Annotated in this window: 19 protein-coding genes and 1 other RNA gene; 10 read left to right on the forward strand and 10 right to left on the reverse strand. The window is 37.3% G+C overall.

Annotated elements, in window-relative coordinates:
- Nucleotides 1–13: 13 nt before the first annotated feature.
- Both P1K33_RS02625 and P1K33_RS02630 read right to left on the reverse strand, forming a co-directional pair.
- Complete coding sequence (locus P1K33_RS02625) at nucleotides 14–2,491, reverse strand: TonB-dependent receptor (protein ID WP_284651307.1); 2,478 nt, start codon at nucleotides 2,489–2,491, stop codon at nucleotides 14–16.
- Between the two features lie 9 nt (nucleotides 2,492–2,500).
- Nucleotides 2,501–4,198, reverse strand: a complete 1,698-nt coding sequence (locus tag P1K33_RS02630; RefSeq protein WP_284651308.1) for a M23 family metallopeptidase — start codon at nucleotides 4,196–4,198, stop codon at nucleotides 2,501–2,503.
- Nucleotides 4,199–4,387: 189 nt separating this feature from the next.
- Here P1K33_RS02630 and P1K33_RS02635 point away from each other — a divergent pair, with 189 nt between their 5' ends.
- From P1K33_RS02635 to rny, 4 genes are all read left to right on the forward strand, one after another.
- Entirely contained in the window at nucleotides 4,388–4,678 is a 291-nt protein-coding gene (locus P1K33_RS02635) for a coiled-coil domain-containing protein (RefSeq protein ID WP_284651309.1), read from the forward strand.
- 3 nt (nucleotides 4,679–4,681) lie between these two features.
- Nucleotides 4,682–5,008, forward strand: coding sequence for a cell division protein ZapA (locus P1K33_RS02640; RefSeq protein WP_284651310.1), 327 nt, complete (start codon nucleotides 4,682–4,684; stop codon nucleotides 5,006–5,008).
- A gap of 50 nt (nucleotides 5,009–5,058) precedes the next feature.
- A non-coding RNA gene (gene ssrS / locus P1K33_RS02645) (6S RNA) lies at nucleotides 5,059–5,166 on the forward strand.
- A 49-nt stretch (nucleotides 5,167–5,215) separates the two neighbouring features.
- On the forward strand, nucleotides 5,216–6,778 hold the full coding sequence (gene rny / locus P1K33_RS02650) for a ribonuclease Y (RefSeq protein ID WP_284651311.1): 1,563 nt from the start codon (nucleotides 5,216–5,218) through the stop codon (nucleotides 6,776–6,778).
- Between the two features lie 42 nt (nucleotides 6,779–6,820).
- Here the strand turns inward: rny and P1K33_RS02655 are convergent, their stop codons facing one another.
- The 4 genes from P1K33_RS02655 to P1K33_RS02670 all read right to left on the reverse strand — a co-directional run bounded on the left by P1K33_RS02655 (nucleotide 6,821) and on the right by P1K33_RS02670 (nucleotide 9,865).
- Entirely contained in the window at nucleotides 6,821–7,216 is a 396-nt protein-coding gene (locus P1K33_RS02655; RefSeq protein ID WP_284651312.1) for a response regulator, read from the reverse strand.
- Nucleotides 7,217–7,277: 61 nt separating this feature from the next.
- Nucleotides 7,278–8,177 (reverse strand): site-specific tyrosine recombinase XerD, encoded by a 900-nt coding sequence (xerD, locus tag P1K33_RS02660; protein WP_284651616.1) that lies wholly within the window; start codon nucleotides 8,175–8,177, stop codon nucleotides 7,278–7,280.
- A 73-nt stretch (nucleotides 8,178–8,250) separates the two neighbouring features.
- On the reverse strand, nucleotides 8,251–8,844 hold the full coding sequence (locus P1K33_RS02665) for an outer membrane beta-barrel protein (RefSeq protein WP_284651313.1): 594 nt from the start codon (nucleotides 8,842–8,844) through the stop codon (nucleotides 8,251–8,253).
- A 145-nt stretch (nucleotides 8,845–8,989) separates the two neighbouring features.
- Entirely contained in the window at nucleotides 8,990–9,865 is an 876-nt protein-coding gene (locus P1K33_RS02670; protein WP_284651314.1) for a hypothetical protein, read from the reverse strand.
- Nucleotides 9,866–9,922: 57 nt separating this feature from the next.
- Between P1K33_RS02670 and P1K33_RS02675 the strand changes: the two genes are divergently transcribed.
- The 6 genes from P1K33_RS02675 (at nucleotide 9,923) to P1K33_RS02695 (ending at nucleotide 14,753) form a co-directional block, all read left to right on the forward strand.
- The gene (locus P1K33_RS02675; RefSeq protein ID WP_284651316.1) at nucleotides 9,923–10,294 is read left to right on the forward strand and encodes a TM2 domain-containing protein; all 372 of its coding nucleotides are present in this window, start codon (nucleotides 9,923–9,925) and stop codon (nucleotides 10,292–10,294) included.
- 6 nt (nucleotides 10,295–10,300) lie between these two features.
- On the forward strand, nucleotides 10,301–10,615 hold the full coding sequence (locus tag P1K33_RS15350) for a DUF2752 domain-containing protein (protein ID WP_350028972.1): 315 nt from the start codon (nucleotides 10,301–10,303) through the stop codon (nucleotides 10,613–10,615).
- Between the two features lie 210 nt (nucleotides 10,616–10,825).
- Nucleotides 10,826–11,362, forward strand: coding sequence for a porin family protein (locus P1K33_RS02680; protein ID WP_284651317.1), 537 nt, complete (start codon nucleotides 10,826–10,828; stop codon nucleotides 11,360–11,362).
- A gap of 72 nt (nucleotides 11,363–11,434) precedes the next feature.
- Nucleotides 11,435–11,848, forward strand: a complete 414-nt coding sequence (gene aroQ, locus P1K33_RS02685) for a type II 3-dehydroquinate dehydratase (protein ID WP_284651318.1) — start codon at nucleotides 11,435–11,437, stop codon at nucleotides 11,846–11,848.
- A 23-nt stretch (nucleotides 11,849–11,871) separates the two neighbouring features.
- On the forward strand, nucleotides 11,872–14,349 hold the full coding sequence (locus P1K33_RS02690) for a DUF5686 and carboxypeptidase regulatory-like domain-containing protein (RefSeq protein ID WP_284651319.1): 2,478 nt from the start codon (nucleotides 11,872–11,874) through the stop codon (nucleotides 14,347–14,349).
- A 47-nt stretch (nucleotides 14,350–14,396) separates the two neighbouring features.
- Complete coding sequence (locus P1K33_RS02695) at nucleotides 14,397–14,753, forward strand: hypothetical protein (RefSeq protein WP_284651320.1); 357 nt, start codon at nucleotides 14,397–14,399, stop codon at nucleotides 14,751–14,753.
- Here P1K33_RS02695 and P1K33_RS02700 read toward each other — a convergent pair whose 3' ends face one another.
- The 4 genes from P1K33_RS02700 to P1K33_RS02715 all read right to left on the reverse strand — a co-directional run bounded on the left by P1K33_RS02700 (nucleotide 14,754) and on the right by P1K33_RS02715 (nucleotide 17,974).
- A complete protein-coding gene (locus tag P1K33_RS02700) occupies nucleotides 14,754–15,521 on the reverse strand; it encodes a sulfite exporter TauE/SafE family protein (protein ID WP_284651321.1) in 768 nt (255 codons plus the stop codon).
- 51 nt (nucleotides 15,522–15,572) lie between these two features.
- Nucleotides 15,573–16,883 (reverse strand): UDP-N-acetylglucosamine 1-carboxyvinyltransferase, encoded by a 1,311-nt coding sequence (gene murA / locus P1K33_RS02705; RefSeq protein WP_284651322.1) that lies wholly within the window; start codon nucleotides 16,881–16,883, stop codon nucleotides 15,573–15,575.
- 87 nt (nucleotides 16,884–16,970) lie between these two features.
- The gene (locus P1K33_RS02710; protein WP_284651323.1) at nucleotides 16,971–17,690 is read right to left on the reverse strand and encodes a DUF4290 domain-containing protein; all 720 of its coding nucleotides are present in this window, start codon (nucleotides 17,688–17,690) and stop codon (nucleotides 16,971–16,973) included.
- Nucleotides 17,690–17,974: a DUF493 family protein gene (locus P1K33_RS02715; RefSeq protein WP_284651324.1), complete on the reverse strand. Its 285-nt coding sequence runs from the start codon at nucleotides 17,972–17,974 to the stop codon at nucleotides 17,690–17,692. The genes P1K33_RS02710 and P1K33_RS02715 overlap by 1 nt, the downstream gene beginning before the upstream one ends.
- Nucleotides 17,975–18,090 lie beyond the last annotated feature (116 nt).

An 18,090-nucleotide genomic window follows, 5' to 3' on the forward strand; every position in this document is an offset into this window, starting at 1 on the left:
TAGTGATTTATTTCTACAATTTCGCAGTCAGTTTCACATTGAAAACACGAGTCGTCATATAGTTTGGAATACCATATTGGTTTTTGGTATATACATCACGCACCCAAGTATTGGTAATCGCATTTTGGTTGTTGAACAAATTGAAGATTTCAAGTCCGATGGATAAGTCCTGGAATTTTTTGATCCAATGACCTTCAGGTCTTTCGTTGTTTCTTTCGGTCAACACATACGAAAACCCAACATCAGCACGGCGGTAATCACGCAAACGGGTTTGGTAAGCATAAGCATCCGCATAAGAAGGCGAACCACCAGGCAAACCGGTGTTGTAAACCAAATTCAAATACAATTTCATATTGGGAATATTCGGCATATAATCCTGGAACAAAATTCCGAATTTCAATCTCTGATCGGTTGGACGTGCAATATAACCTCTGCCATCCTGATTTTCTTCGGTTTTCATATAACCAAAACTCAACCATGATTCTGTTCCCGGCACGAATTCGCCGTTCAATCTCATATCCAGTCCATAAGCATAGGCTTCCGCATCATTGTTGGCGCGGTAACGAATCCTGACGTTTTCCAGAGTATACGTATTGACATCGGTCATTGTCTTGTAATAGGCTTCGGTAACCAATTTAAACGGACGATTGTTCATCTTGAAATTATAATCATTACTCAATACAAAATGAATCGACTGTTGTGCTTTTACATTTGGATTCACTACGCCATCCATATCTCTCAACTCGCGGTAAAATGGCGGCTGATGGTAAAAACCAGCGGACAAACGGAAGAGCATATCCTTTCTCCAATCCGGTTTTAGGGCAAATTGTGCTCTCGGACTGAAAACGGTTTGGCTTTTTGCATTTGAAATGCCATCCCCGGAAACCATCCAATTGTGAAAACGCGCTCCGGCAGTAATCCAAAATTGGCTGCTGCCCAAATTGGCTTTGGTATTCCACTGTGCAAAACCTGAAAAACGATCAATATCAATAAAGTTTGTGGCTCTAACATTTTGATAAGGCACAAGCGGTCCGATATAAGGATTATAAGGTTGGTCATTTGGCAAATCAACTTCCGGCGGATTGATAGAAAAACCAGCCGAATCAATCACTTCCCATTCTACTATTCTGTCGCGGATATTTTCACGGGTGTATTTGAAACCCCAGTCGATTTGGTGTTTTTTGTTATTGATTTGGTGTGTTCCTTTGATTTCTGCATTGATGATTAAGGCATCCAAATCGTTACGCGCATGGTTCAATTGCGTTCCGATGCCGCGATTATAAGTTACTTCTCCCAGCGTTTCCGAACCGATATTGGTATCGACTTCACCTAAAAAATAAGCGGCGAAAATATCAAAATACTCTTGCTCCTGTGTGTGATAAACCGAACCGATTAATCTGTAATTATTGTTTTCGTCTTTGACGAATGTCGTTTTTAAAGCGCCGAAAAGTGTTTGGTATTTGTCTTTTTCCTGACCTTCATAAAAAATCTGAAGTGCTATTGGTTCGTCAATCGTACCAAAATTGGTTTGGCGTGATAACGGTTGGTAACTGTATTTATTCTGCGAGGCATTCCCGAGGAAACTGAATTGCCATTGCTTGTTCAGGTTGAAATTCACATTGGTTTGCACATCAACAAAAGTGGGTCTGTAGTTGGTTGATGTTTCCTGGCTGTTGACAAAAAGAGAATTGTCACGGTAACGGATTCCGGTAATGGCGGACCATTTTTTATTTTTGGAAACACCTTCTCCGGTTAAACTTCCGCCAAGAAAACTACCTTCAAAAGCAACGCCGTATTTGGTTGGTTTTCTATAGGTAATATCCAAAACAGAAGACAATTTATCGCCATATTTCGCCTGAAATCCACCAGCAGAAAAGTCAACATTCTGTACCATATCGGTATTGGTAAAACTCAAACCTTCCTGTTGCCCGGAGCGAACCAGGAACGGACGATAGACTTCAATTTCGTTGACATACACCAGGTTTTCATCATAATTTCCACCGCGCACATTATAACCTGAACTCAATTCATTATTGGCATTTACACCGGCAAAAGTCTTCAAAACACTTTCAACACCAGGCATCGCACTAGGGTTTTTCCGGATTGTTTCAGGCTCTAAAGAAGTAATTCCCTGTACTCTTCTTTTGCTGCTGGTAATCACCACATCACTCAATTGCTCAGCTTTGTCACTCATTACAACATGCCATTCCAGATTCTCGTTGGGTTTCAACTGAAAACTGGCGGTTATATTTTTTAAGGATTTATGGGTAAACACCAAGATCACTTTTTGGTTGGCCGGAACCGTTATTTCGTAGAAACCATTTTTATCGGTTACAGCCGTTTTGGTTTGGTAACTTACGTTAACATTTTCAACAGGTTGATTGTTCTCATCGAGGATGACTCCTGCAATTTTAGCGGTTGGATTTTGAGCAAAAGCGATAATGCTAAACGCTAAAAAAAAGAGCGTGAAAAGGTATTTATTTGTTCTCAAACTATATGATTAAGGTTTTTGACTTCTAAAAAATTGTGTTTCAAAGATAGTAGAATTTCCAACATTATCCCTAACGACGACTTTTAAATCATTTTTCCCTTCGGCTACGATACCATCGGAAAAGCGATGAATGAGTTTTTTGGTTTTCGGTTCGTATTCCAATAAAATCCATTTACCGTTGAGCGTGCCTTCGTAACTTTTGATACCTGACAAATCATCGGTTATCGTGAATGTCAATTCGCTTTGCTGGCTAATCCATTTGCCTCCAATTTTTTTATCAATTTTGATTTTCGGCGGCATATTGTCTTTGAACAGTTTGTAATCTCCCAAATACTTGGAATAAACAGTAAACGCATTTTTGTTGCGTTTAGTATTGTAATAATATATTTTTTTGCCTTCCACAGAGCCGATAAACATTTTCTGCCGGTCTTTTTCAAAAGACGAACTGTCTTCGAAAGTGATCGTCATATTGGCAAAAGCCGGTTCCAAATCGTCATGCAGATGCAACAATCCGTTTTTGACTTCAAAATCCATATAAAAATCCTTGAGGAAAGCATTGGCCGGAATCGTAACAGTCACATTCTCCAATGAGAAAATATTTTCTTTGTTGGTTTTGACTAAATATTTAGATGTAATCGGCACTTCATTCACTTTGGCAGGCAACGCAGAATACTCCACCGGAATAAAAATTCTGGTGAGGTTTTCACTGAAATCGGCAATTTCAATTTTATAATTCTGGGTTAAATTAGAAGTCACCGTAATTACTCCATTGTTTGTTCCGGGTTGAATCAGGCTTAATGGATAAGGGTTTTCCGCAAACAGTTTCTGAACGCGCTGCCCCATTTTTTTGTATCGATGGTAGTCAATCAATGCATTAACATAACGGGTTTCATCAAAAGCAAAAGTGTCAAATTGGTAACTGAAATCCTTTTTCCCATTCAAAAAAGTCTGCACTCGGAAAATCCCATTGGCATTCCACGAAACATCATCATAATCGATAGCGGTAATTCCGAAACCAATTTTGCCCGAAGCCAAAACTTTATCTGCGATGTAACTTCCGTCTCCCTGTTGAGAAATGCTAACCACTATTGGTCTTTTGGATTGATTGACAATTGAATTTTGATCTAAAGGATAAACCATCAGATTGCTCAAAACCGGTCGTTTGGAATCAGTAAGTACCGAATCAAAACCGAAATACAGCGGATTGATAATTTTCTCAGATTGCGTATCCCGAATTTCAAAATGCAGGTGCGGACCATCGGAACCACCGGTATTTCCGGAAATGGCAATGACATCATCTTTTTTTATCTTTAATTCATTGGGAGGAAAAGCGACGTCAATTTCATATAATTTGGCTTTGTATTGCTCTTTCTTAATCAGTTTTTCCACTTCGCCATAACCCGATTGCAAATGCCCATAGACAGTAGTATAACCATTTGGATGTGTGATGTAAATGGCTTTACCATAACCGTTTTCGGCGATTTTAATTCGGGAAACATAGCCATCGGCAGCGGCATATACTTTGAAACCTTCTTTTTTTTGAGTTTTAAAATCGAAACCTGAATGAAAATGATTGGGTCTCATTTCGCCAAAGTTTCCGGAAAGCAGCAAAGGAATATCCAAAGGAGAACGAAAATAGTCCTTCGGATACTGATTTTGGCCCAAAACCAAAATGGTGAAACAGCAAAAAAACCAAATGTATTTCATCAAAAAGTTGTTTTAGCTAAGGTACGAAAAAGTGAGTTAAAATTTACAAGTTGAATTTTATATTTATAACTTGTTAAAAAACAAATTATTAGGGTTTCATTTAAAAATAGAAATAAATAATTGTCAAAAATATTGTGCAAACAAAATAGAATCCTAACTTTGTAAAGTAAGTAATGAATAAAGTAATTTATGAGTGAAATTGCAGAAATAATTGATTCTGTTGAAAATAGGATTGAAAAACTTTTTATGAAAATAGACAGTTTGGAGAAAAATTCTATGGCATTAAGAACAGAATTACAAGAAGCTGCAGCCCTGATTCAGAAACAAACTGCCGAAATCACAACATTGAAATCGGAATGTGAATCCCTCAAAATGGCCAATTCATTATTAGGCGGTGAAGAAAACAAACGAGATACAAAGCTTAAAATAAATTCATTAATCCGAGAGATAGATTACTGTATTGCACAGTTATCAGACTAAAATATGGATGAAAAGCTTAAAATAAAGTTATCAATAGCCGACAGAGTTTATCCGTTGACGGTAGACCTATCGCAAGAAGAAGGCCTGAGAAGTGCTTCCAAAAAAATTGATGCGATGATTAAGCAATTCGAAGAAAACTACGCGGTTCGCGACAAACAGGATGTATTGGCCATGTGTGCTTTACAGTTTGCCTCGCAAGTAGAACAAAAGCAAGTTGACAATGCCATTGATGGTTCGGAAACTCTGGAAAAATTAAAAAAAATTAATGATTTGTTGTTCGAATATCTCGACACCCGAGGCGCAGACGAACTGACCGAAGGTAAAAAATAACGTTCTTAACATACATTACAATACCGCCTACATTAGATTTTAATTGGTAAACTCAACACTAACAAATTAGAATGAGCCAGTCATCGTTACTAAAGCATGCCACTTCTATCGTGGATCCTTGACCAACGAGTTAGCTCAAAACTTGTCTTTACGAGTTTATGCATTCACCTAATGTAGGCTTTTTTTATATATAAACCCTAACAAAACATGGAAATTACATTAATTATAATTGCGTTAATCGCTGGAGTTGGCGGAGGTTTTGGAATTGCAAAATTCCTTGAGAAAAGCAACGTCTCCAACATGGTTAAAAATGCAAAAAAAGAAGCCAGTACCATTCTGAGAGATGCCAATATTGAGGCGGAAAACATCAAAAAAGACAAGTTACTTCAGGCCAAAGAGAAATTTTTAGAATTAAAATCAGAGCACGAAAAAGAGATTCTGAACAAAGACAAAAAAATAGCTGAAGTAGAGAAAAGAACGCGTGACAAAGAATCACAAGTATCTAGTGAATTGGCCAAAGCCAAAAAAATAAACGACGATTACGAAGCTAAAACTAACGAATACAATGGTAAAATTGAATTGTTAGACAAAAAGCAACAAGAGCTTGAAAAATTACACAAAAGCCAGGTAGAACAACTGGAAGTGATTTCAGGCTTATCTGCTGAAGATGCGCGCGAACAATTGGTTGAAAGCTTGAAAGCGGAAGCCAAAACCAAAGCGATGTCGCACATTCAGGATACTATTGAAGAAGCTAAATTAACCGCACAACAAGAAGCCAAAAAAGTAATCATCAATACCATCCAAAGAGTTGGTACTGAAGAAGCTGTTGAAAACTGTGTATCGGTATTCAACATCGAATCAGATGATGTAAAAGGAAGAATCATTGGTCGTGAAGGAAGAAATATCCGTGCGCTGGAAGCCGCCACCGGTGTGGAAATCATCGTTGACGATACGCCTGAAGCCATTATCTTATCTTGCTTTGACCCGGTGAGAAGAGAAATCGCCCGTTTGTCATTACACAAATTGGTAACTGACGGCAGAATTCACCCGGCGAGAATTGAAGAAGTGGTGGCCAAAACAACCAAGCAAATTGACGATGAAATTATTGAAGTGGGTAAACGTACGGTTATCGACCTAGGAATTCACGGTTTACACCCTGAATTGATCAAAGTAGTTGGTAGAATGAAATACCGTTCGTCATACGGACAAAACTTATTGCAACACTCACGTGAAGTTGCCAAACTTTGTGGTATCATGGCGGCCGAATTAGGATTGAATGTGAAATTGGCCAAACGTGCCGGTTTACTTCACGATATCGGAAAAGTACCGGATACTGAAAGTGATTTACCACACGCATTATTAGGTATGCAATGGGCTGAGAAATACGGTGAAAAAGAAGAAGTATGTAACGCGATTGGAGCGCACCACGATGAGATTGAAATGAAATATTTGATCTCTCCGATTATCCAGGTGTGTGATGCGATTTCAGGTGCCAGACCAGGTGCCAGACGTCAGGTGTTGGATTCTTATATCCAAAGATTAAAAGACTTGGAAAACATTGCCTTTGGCTTTAACGGCGTGAAAAATGCGTATGCTATCCAAGCCGGTCGTGAACTGCGTGTCATCGTAGAAAGCGAAAAAGTAAGTGATGATATGGCTTCTAACCTATCATTTGAAATTTCACAAAAAATCCAAACTGAGATGACTTATCCGGGACAAGTAAAAATTACGGTAATCAGAGAAACCAGAGCGGTTAATATCGCTAAATAAAAAAGCATACAATAAAAAAGGGCGACCAAATGGTCGCCTTTTTTAGTCTTCAAATATATCTTTTATCGCATCACTTGTCATGGGTTTGACATAGTAATCTTTGATGACATTCTTAAATTCCTCAATCTTATCAATATTCATTTGATTGTCTGATGAACTGATGATATGAATAGTCACTTCTGTTGAAATGTCTTTTCTCATTTCGTTGAACTCTTCCAAAAATTGCCAGCCGTCAAGAACGGGCATATTAATGTCTAACAGAATTAAATCGGGAGGATTTTCGCCGTTGTTGAGCTTGGTCTTTAAATCATTTAAGGCGTCAAAACCATTCTCAAAAAAAAACGGGTTTACCTGAATATTGTTTTTTTCAAGCAGTTTTTTGATGATAAAGTGGTGCACTTTGTCATCATCTACAACAAATACGTTGTTGAATTTCATTTTAAAACAGATTTGGGGATTATTGCTTTACTCTGCAAAATTAATTAAAAAAACCGACAAACTATTTTTTTCTCGGATGAAATGTATTGATGATTTGTGTTAAATGTTTTCTGTCGAGATGCACATAAATCTCCGTAGTAGTAATAGATTCGTGGCCCAGCATCATTTGAATCGAACGCAAATCTGCGCCATTTTCCAATAAATGAGTAGCGAAGGAATGCCTTAGGGTGTGCGGGCTGATATTTTTGGCCAAATTGATTTTGACTGCTAAAGCCTTTATAATGGTAAAAACCATTGCCCTTGTAAGCTGCTTTCCTCTTCGGTTTAAGAACAAAGTATCTTCAAATCCTTTGGCAATAGCCAAATGATTGCGAACCGACTCTTTATAAAGCTCAATATATCTCTGCGTTGCATTGGCAATCGGAACAAATCGCTGTTTGTTTCCTTTTCCGGTAATTTTGATAAAACCTTCATCAAAAAACAAATCTGATATTTTTAAGGTGATGATTTCTGAAACCCGCAGACCACAACCATATAGCGTTTCAAGCATGGCTCTGTTGCGTTCGCCTTCGGGAGTTGATAAATCGATGGCGCCAATCAAATGATCAATATCCTCAACCGAAAGTGTGTCGGGTAATTTTCTGCCAATTTTTGGAGCTTCAATCAATTCCATCGGATTGTCGGCGCGGAAGTCTTCAAATATAAGATAGGAGAAGAAGCTCTTTAATCCGGAAATGATCCGGGCTTGAGAGCGCGCATTGACTTCTTTGGAAATGGCGTAGATAAATTGCTGAATGGTTTCTTCGTTTATCTTTTCAGGAGCAATATTGATATTGCTTTCAGCTAAAAAAGCACACAATCTCTCCAGATCAAAAGTATAGTTGTCTACGGTATTCTTTGACAAACCTCTTTCAATTTTTAAGTAAGACTGAAAACTCCTGATATAACTACTCCAATTCATAGTACAAATAAACGAAATGTAAGGCAAAAAAAAACCACGCCATAGGCGTGGTTTTGTATTCATTAATTACAAATTAGAATTTGTAAAGTAATCCGAAGTTAATGCTTCTTAAGTCAAGACCTAAACTAAATGTATTTTTAGCTTCAGCTCCGTCTGTATCATCTTTAACAGAAGTATAAGACAACTCACCAAAAGTAGCTTCAATAGCAAACGCATCAGAAACGAAGTAACTAATACCTGGTTTGAATGCTAATCCAAATCCGTTAGTTTTAACTTCAGACATCTTGTCGTTAGTTGACATATAGTCAAAACCTAACTGACCAAAGATTGAGAATTGGTTAGATGGTGTAGCATAATATCTACCAAAAACACCTATTGACAAAGTATTTTCGTCATCTGTATCACCAAAAGCATCTTCTGCTTTATAGGACTCATAACCTAATTTAGCTCCAAGCGCAATGTTTGGCGTTACAAAGAAACCTACTTTAGGCTCAATTTCAAAGCTTGTACTTTTGTCTTCATCCTGAGAAGAAGAACTGATCCCAAAAGCACCAGAAACAAATATGCTTCCTTCAGAGAAACCAGAACCCTTACTTTCTTTTTTGTCTTGAGCGTTAGCAAAGCCGAAAGCAAATACTGCAGCAACTGTTAAAATAATTTTTTTCATGTTTGTTTAATTTAAAGATTAATATGAACAAAATTATAAGTATTACTTTTCACGTCACCATTGGGCTTACTGCACTTATTAACAACTTTATTAACTATTTTTGCTTATAATTCAAAAGCTGTTTTCAAATTCAGTCGGACTCTATTTATTTCTTATTCAGGATGATTGAGGCCTTTTCCCACTTCTTGAGGTTGGTGGTAAAATCAATATTTTGGTCACCATCGATAATTCTGACCATAGCCGTATTGGGTTTTCTGTCACCTTCGCTGGTTGCTTCCAGCTTGATAACTTCGGTTTCATTGTCTATTGAGATTTCAATTACCTTCTTTTTATTGGTAACTTCATAATCATTCAGGATTGCGGTATTGTTCTTAAACAGGTTGATTCGGTCACCGTCTTCCGTTTTGGCATCCCATATTTCAATTTGAATTTTGTTAGCCCCTACAAATACATTTAGGTTCTGATCTTTTGAAATATTATTCACCTTCATACTGTCGACCATCTTGACCAAATTGACACTCTCTTTGGTAGCAGTATCAACTTTATTGGACTTCTGAATCTTTTTATTATACTTTTCAGCAGTTTGGGTTACTTTTTCTGAATTCACCAAAAGAAGTGTACCATTAATACATTTCTTCCCATTTTTGAAAAGCCCATTGAATTCGCCTTCAATTTTTCGAACTCCTTCAACCAATTTTAGCTTCCCTTTGTAGTGAACATAGCAGAATGAGTTGCGTTGAAAGGTAGATTTAGTGTATGAAATTTGGTCTTCATTAAAACTAAACTCCTTAGTTTTTGAATTATATCGACCAACGATAGTATTTTTTGTTTCGTGTTCTCCTCCGATATCAGTAATGGAATAGCCGTTTACATTTCCCTTAACATCCGTAAAAACAAGACGATACGTAATTACAGTTTTGTCATCTCCATTCAATTTCAGCGCCCCAAAAAACTCATATTTGGCTTGTGAATAAGATGTAATAGAAATCATAATAAAAAAAACTGCTAATTTGTTTTTCATTTCCCTTTTTTTATATATTTGGCAAATATAATTTATTAATCCCTAACTTTTTTAATTATGAAATTAAAATTATTTCTCTCAATGATCGCATTATTGCTAGTATCTGGTACAGCTTCTTATGCATCTTTTCCTGTTCAATCAAACACTTCAACTGTAGCTTCAGTTAACGCTCCAGCTGTTGAAAAAAACAAGGAAGAATTAAGCTCACCTGCTGCTGCTGGTGCTGGTAAAAGCCAAATTATTGCATTAGTTTTATGTGCTTTAGTTGGTGGTTTAGGTATCCACAGATTTTACCTAGGATACACTTGGCAAGGGATTGTTCAGTTATTGACTCTTGGTGGTTGTGGTATCTGGGCTCTTATTGACTTAGTAAGAATCATCACTGGTGATTTAGGTCCTAAAAACGGAGGATACGACAAAACCCTTTAAGACTAAATGATTAAAAAATTTGTTTTTTATACCAGAGTTTGGGTTACAATCTTAGCTCCTTTTATATTGATTTTATTGCCGGCTGATTACTTTGACACAGGAAATAGTATTTGCTTGTCTAAAGTGTTAGCAGGATACGAATGCTACGCATGCGGCTTAACCCGAGGTATAATGCATTTTATCCATTTTGAATTTCAAAAGGCGTGGGAATTCAACAAATTGAGTTTCATTATTGTTCCGTTACTATTCCCGCTTTGGGTTAAGGCACTTTTCGAAATTAGAGGAAAGTCTTTACCGGGCATTTGGGGAAAACTAACTTAAAAACAAATTTTAAAAAATCTTAAAAGAAGTCAACAGCAATGTTGGCTTCTTTTATTTTAAACCCATACCACATAAGCCTTCGCATCAAAATGGGGTGCAATCTGCGCTGCCTTCATTTTCCTAAAACAAAGTTAAAGTTACAATAAACACCTAAAAACGGCGTTATTTATGTATCTCTCTCCAACATGTATAACCTAAATTAAATCTATTATGAAAAAAGCAATTGGTTTATTAATACTGTTGATGAGCGTAACTACAATGAATGCTCAATTGGTAAAGTTCGGTTTAAAAGCCGGTCCGAACTTCTCTAATCTTGAAGGAGACAATCTAAACGGCTCGACTTATACCAGCTTCCATTTTGGAGCTACCTTAGAATTAAAACTAGTGGGAAACCTGTCTCTTCAACCCGAAGTGGTCTATTCTTCCCAAGGAACAAAAATTGATAGCAACGCCTTTAGCGATATCAATTACAATTATATCACGGTGCCTGTATTGGTTAAGTTTTACATACTCAGTGACAGGCTGAGTTTGGATGTTGGTCCTCAATTTTCTTTTTTAGTTAACGAAGATGTCTCAGATCAATTTGAAGGAGAAACATTTGATTTTGGCGTCGCAGGCGGATTAGGCCTAAACGTCACAAAACATGTTTTTCTCCAGGCACGTTACATCGCCGGACTAACAGAAGCATCAAGGAATGCTGATGTTACCAATAGGGTAATTCAACTCTCTGTGGGATATAAATTTTAAAAAATCATAACTTTAATCTAAAACCGTTGCTCATTCAGCAACGGTTTTTTATTTTTACTTAAAATCCTTTCAATGAAAATAGCAATCATCAATGGGCCCAACCTAAATCTATTAGGCAAACGCGAACCCGAAGTATACGGAAACACCACTTTCGAATCCTTTTTCGAAAACTTAAAAACTAAATACCCTTCGCTTGACCTGAACTATTTTCAAAGCAATATTGAAGGCGAACTGATTGATAAAATTCAGGAAGTTGGCTTTAGTTATGATGGTATTATATTAAATGCTGCAGCTTACACCCATACTTCTGTTGGGATTGGTGATGCTGTTAAAGCTATCACAACGCCGGTTATCGAAGTGCACATTTCAAATACATTTGCCAGAGAGACTTTCCGACACCAATCTTTTATTTCTCCCAATGCAAAAGGAATAATCATCGGTTTCGGTTTAAAAAGTTACGAATTAGCATTACAATCTTTTTTATAACAGCCAAACAACAAATTAAAACGATGGTTAAAAAATTACTTTCTGCCCTATTCCTATTCATTACTGCAATCTCTTTGTCCCAGGTAAAAGGCAAAGTCACCGACGAAAAAGGCAATCCGCTGCCTTTTGTCAACATCTTCCAGGAGAATACTTATAACGGAACAACCACTAACGATCAAGGGAAATTTGAATTGAACATCAAAACACCCGGAAAGCATACCGTCATCTTTCAATATTTGGGTTATAAAACCAACCGACAAACGGTTACCATCGATAAAACGCCTGTTTTACTCGATATTGTAATGTCCGAAGAAAACTTCATCCTAAACGAAGTGGTCATCAATCCAAAGGACAATCCGGCGAATGAAATCATCCGCAAAGCGATACAGAACAAAAAAGAGAATTCCGCCAAAACCGGAAAATACAAAGCCGACTTTTATTCCCGCGGAATTTTTAGGATTAAAGATGCGCCAAAAACCATCTTGGGACAAAAATTCGATTTCTTTGATGAAGTCCTTGACTCCACGCGCAGCGGCATTCTGTATTTATCAGAAACGGTTTCAAAGATTACCTTCCAAAAACCCGATAAAATGAAGGAAGTTATTTTGGCTTCCAAAGTAAGCGGCAACGACAACGGCTTTAGCTTTAACAATGCTGCTTCGGTCAATTTTGATTTCTATGAAAACTACCTGCCGTTTGAAGTCAACGTGGTTTCACCTATCGCCGATAATGCCTTCAATTATTATAAATACAAATTTGAAGGTTCATTTTTCACTGAAAACCGCCAGCAGATCAACAAAATTAAAGTCATTCCGCGTCGCGATACCGAACCAGCTATGGAAGGTTATATCTATATTGTTGATGACTCCTATTCTATTTATGCCGTTGATTTGTCCATCAAAGGCAGTCAGATGCAAACACCTGCGATTGACAAACTCGGTTTGAAACAAAGTTTCAGTTATAATTCTAACAACAAAATTTGGGTCAAAAACACCCAAACCATTGACTTTGTCGCCGGAATGCTGAGCATTAAAGTCAACGGAAAGTTTACGTATGTGTATTCGAATTTTGAATTTGAACCGACCATAGAGAAAAGAACTTTTACCAACGAGATCCTGTCTTTCGAGGAAAATGCCAATAAAAAAGAAGATACTTTCTGGAGTACAATACGTCCGGTGCCATTGACCGAAGAGGAAACTACCGATTATGTAAAAAAAGACGTTTTGCAAACCAAAAAGAAATCAAAAACCTATTTGGATTCTATCGATACCAAAAGGAACAAATTCAAAATAATGGATATCCTAAGCGGTTACAGTTATAGAAATTCGTTTAAAAAATGGTCAATAGACTATGATGGACCGCTGATGTCAACTTCTTTTAACACCGTTCAAGGCTATAGAATCAATGCCGGTTTGTCTTATACCAAACGCAATGAAGAGAAACGAACTTACACCCGGATCGGTTCCCGATTTGACTATGGTTTTTCGGAAGAAAAACTCAGGGCTACATTCAATTTTTCGCATAAATTCAACAACATTAATAACAGCTTCCTTACGATTAACGGAGGAAGTTCTGTGAATCAATTCAATTCGGCCAATCCGATTTCGAATGTCGTAAACACTGTAAGCACTTTGTTTTTCAAAAACAATTTCATGAAGTTGTATGAAAAGAATTTTGCTTCAGCATTCTTCGGAAGAGAAGTAATAAACGGTTTTTATATGAATGCCAATGTGGAATATTCAGAAAGAAAACCGTTGTACAACACGACCGATTTTACCATCATAAAAAACACCGATTCATACACGTCCAATAATCCGCTTAATCCGACTGACGAGACTTCAGCGGCGATTGAAAAACACAATCTGGTTAAAGCCAACGTGTTGATGCGTTTTAATTTCGGGCAAAAATACTGGTCGAGACCTGATGGTAAATTCAACATCCCGAACGATGATTATCCGGCGCTTTCCTTAGGTTATGAAAAAGCCATGGCTGCCACCGATAAAAATTATGAATACGATTTGGTTATGGGAAGAGTGACTTATGATGTTACTTTAGGCAATAAAGGTTTTATGCAAATGAATCTCAAAGCCGGGAAATTCTTTAATGCCGACAATATTTCATTTGTGGATTACAAACATTTCAACGGCAACCTAACGCACATTGGGCAAAGCGACAGCTATACCAATGTTTTCAACTTATTGCCTTACTATTCGGCCAGTACCAACGACAGTTATTTTGAAACCCATATTGAGCACAATGACAAAGGCTATTTTATGAATAAACTGCCATTACTGAAATACCTGCAATCGCAATTGGTTCTTGGTTTCCACAACTTAGCTGTTCCCGACAGAAAACCATACCAGGAGTTTTCCGTTGGTTTGGACAATCTTGGTTTTGGTAAATTCAAATTCCTGAGAGTGGATTATGTTCGTTCGTATCAAAATGGTTATCAGGGCGATGGCGTTGTATTCGGGCTTAAATTTTTGAATGTATTGGAATAATAAAAAGTGATTTTATCCGTTTTCTTCTTAATACCAAAACAGAAATCATGAAGAAAATAGGCTACTTTTTTATTGTAATTATTGTTGTTCTTTTTATAATCATTTTGGCTCCTATTTGCACCGCCGATGAGAATTGGACTAAGGTTTCCGGAACGGTAAAATCCATTAGCGAAGGTGGTGTTGAGGATTTGGTTTTCGAATTGGAAAACGAGGAGATTGTTTATTATATCAATCGCGGATTAGAAAACGGCTTTGACTTGGAGAAATCCAAAAGAGATTTTACCGGTAAAAAGGTTACTTTGTATTATACTAAAAGTTGGACACCATTGGCACCATTTGGCAAAGGCAGTGAAAGTGTTCACCATCTTTTGATTAATGACAGCATTGTTTTCAGCGAATGGTAATTATTTCAAAAACACATCGTATCCAAAGCGGATTAATGTCAATATCACCACAAAAAGGAAAAACTTTCTGATAAAGTTGTTTCCTTTTTTTATGGCCAATTTGGCGCCAATCCAACCGCCTAAAGCATTACTGAAAGCCATCGGAATGGCAAAAGCCCAAATGATTTTTCCTTTCAATATGAAAAGGCAAATCGACCCAAAGTTGGTTGCCAGATTCACCATTTTGGCATTGGCGGAAGCATGCAGGAAATCGTAACCCAATATCGAAACAAAACCCAGGACCAAAAAACTTCCGGTTCCCGGACCAATAAATCCGTCATAAAAACCAACCAGCAAACTAATGATAACCGCATAAGCCAGTTCTTTTTTCAGCGAATGGTCCTTTTCCTGTTGTTGTCCGAAGTTTTTCTTTTTGAAGGTATAAACCGCCAATCCTATCAAGATAAAGAACAACAACGGTTTCATAAAATCATTGCTGACCAACGTAAGTAATGTCGAACCACAAAAAGCGGAACAAAAAGCCAAAACCGCCATAATGGAAAGCAGCTTCCAGTTCATATCGACTTTCTTCAAATACTGGAAAGCGGCAAAACTGGTTCCGCTAAACGCCGGAATTTTGAGTGAACCGATGATACTCGCAACCGATAGATTGGGCATTAATATCATCGTGACCGGTGTTTGTATCAAACCGCCGCCGCCGACAATAGCATCGACAAAACCGGCAAAAAATGAAGCGATACAAAGCAGGACAATGATATAGGTTTCCATAGGCTTAAAATAAAAAGAGGCACTTACAGCGCCTCTTTTTTATCTTTCTAATTATACTCTAACAATATTAGCTCCCAACGCACGAAGCCTTTCGTCAATGCGTTCGTAACCTCTGTCAATTTGTTCAATGTTTTGAATGGTTGAAGTTCCTTTGGCTGAAAGCGCCGCAATCAACAAGGAGATTCCCGCACGAATGTCCGGTGAAGACATTACGGTTGCTTTTAATTGCGATTGGAAATTGTGTCCCATAACTACAGCTCGGTGTGGATCACAAAGCATGATTTTGGCACCCATATCGATTAATTTGTCCACAAAGAACAAACGGCTTTCAAACATTTTTTGGTGGATTAAAACATCTCCATTGGCTTGGGTAGCTACCACCAAAACGATGCTCAACAAATCCGGTGTAAATCCTGGCCATGGTGCATCGGCAATGGTTAAAATTGACCCATCGATATCGGTTTTCACGGTATAACCCTTGGTATGCGCCGGAATGTAGATATCATCTCCTTTTCTTTCTAAGGTGATTCCCAACTTTCTAAACACACTTGGAATAACCCCTAAGTTTTCCCAGCTTACATTTTTAATGGTAATTTCACTGCGTGTCATGGCTGCCAATCCAATCCAGGAACCAATTTCAATCATATCCGGAAGGATTCTGTGTTCGCAACCGCCTAATTTTTCAACACCTTCAATCGTCAACAAATTAGAACCAACTCCGGTGATTTTGGCACCCATTGAATTCAACATTTTACACAATTGTTGCAAATAAGGTTCGCAGGCTGCGTTATATATAGTCGTTGTCCCTTCTGCTAAAACAGCCGCCATAACGATATTGGCTGTTCCGGTTACCGAAGCTTCGTCCAATAACATGTGTGCGCCTTTCAAACGGGTTTTGGTTTCTACGCCATAGAAATGGTCTTCTCTTTCATAACGGAATTTCGCTCCAAGATTAATAAAACCTTCAAAGTGTGTATCTAATCTTCTTCTACCAATTTTGTCTCCACCTGGCTTTGGAATATATCCACAACCAAATCGGGCTAAAAGCGGTCCAACAATCATAATCGAACCTCTTAAACTGCCGCCTTCTTTTTTAAAGGCTTCTGTTTTTAAATAATCAATATTGACTTCATCGGCTTGAAAAGTATAATCACCAACGCCGTTTTTTTGAATTTTAACGCCCAAATTTCCTAATAAAACGATTAGTTTATTAACGTCAATAATATCCGGAATATTGGTGACTCTAACTTTTTCTGAAGTTAATAATGCCGGACACAAAACTTGCAATGCTTCATTTTTTGCGCCTTGTGGTTGTACATCTCCTTTTAGTGAAATTCCACCTTCAATTTTAAAAGTTCCCATTCTTTATAATTATGAATTATAAATTATGAATTATGAGTTTTGGCTGTTAAGAAATTGAATTCATAACTTATAACTCATAACTCATAACTATTTCTGATTGTTGTTGTTATTTTTCTGAAACGGTTTCTTTCCGTTCTTATTGTTGCTCTTGATTTTGTTGTTGTTTTGCGGCGGCATATTTTTGTTCGACATTTTTTTATTGGTACGCATCAAATCGTTAGTATTCAACAATTCTTCGCTGCTTTGCAATAAATTCAGTTTGCCTGCCGACAATTCATATAAATGCTCAAAAATCACGGTATCGGTTACAGTGTCTTTGTTCCAACTCAAATAAGATTTCTTCATGTGGTTGGCGATTACTTTAACCAAAGCATTTTTCATTTCTCCGTCTTCCCAACTGTTGGCTACATCAATCATGTACTTGATGTTGTTGCCATAAAAACGGTATTTTGGGTTTTTTTGTGGGTAAGGCAAACGCTCCGGTTTCAAATTGATTACCTCACGTGTGGGAATCGGATAAGGTGAATCTACATCCAACTTAAAATCGGACATGATAAAAATCTGATCCCATAGTTTGTGCTGAAAATCGGGCACATCACGCAAATGCGGATTCAAACTTCCCATCACCTGAATGATGTATTTGGCTGCTTTGTTGCGCTCTTCCCTATCTGCGATTAAGGTTGCCTGATCAATCAATTTTTGCAAATGACGGCCATACTCCGGAATAATCAAATGCACTCTTTCGGCATTGTATTCCAAATGGTGTACCACATCATTGGCATTCTCTTTTATATATTTCTCAGCCATTATAATGAAATTATTCCTTCTATATTAGAAACTTCTATGTATTTCTCCACTACACTTTCCGGGTTTTCCATCGTAACGTTGACAGAAAGACTGGTGTATTTACCGGTTTTGGATTGGGTTGTTTGTATAACGGCACCTAAGTTATCAAAAGCATTCTCTACTTCTTCAATTTTTTTAGGATCTGTCGGGACGATAAATTTATACAAATATTCGCTAGGCCATGTTGAAGTATTGTTCAACTCTTCTCGTAATCGGGTATAAAATTCTTGGGTTTTCTTATCCATTAATCTAAAAATAAAAGCAAATATACAGTATTGATTTCAGATTTTGGAATTAGGATTATAGGATTTAAAAAAATTAATTTTTCAGTCAAAAAATAAAAAGCGCAAACACTTTCTAT

It is taken from the genome of Flavobacterium terrisoli, from assembly GCF_030167905.1.
Classification (GTDB): Bacteria; Bacteroidota; Bacteroidia; order Flavobacteriales; family Flavobacteriaceae; genus Flavobacterium; species Flavobacterium terrisoli.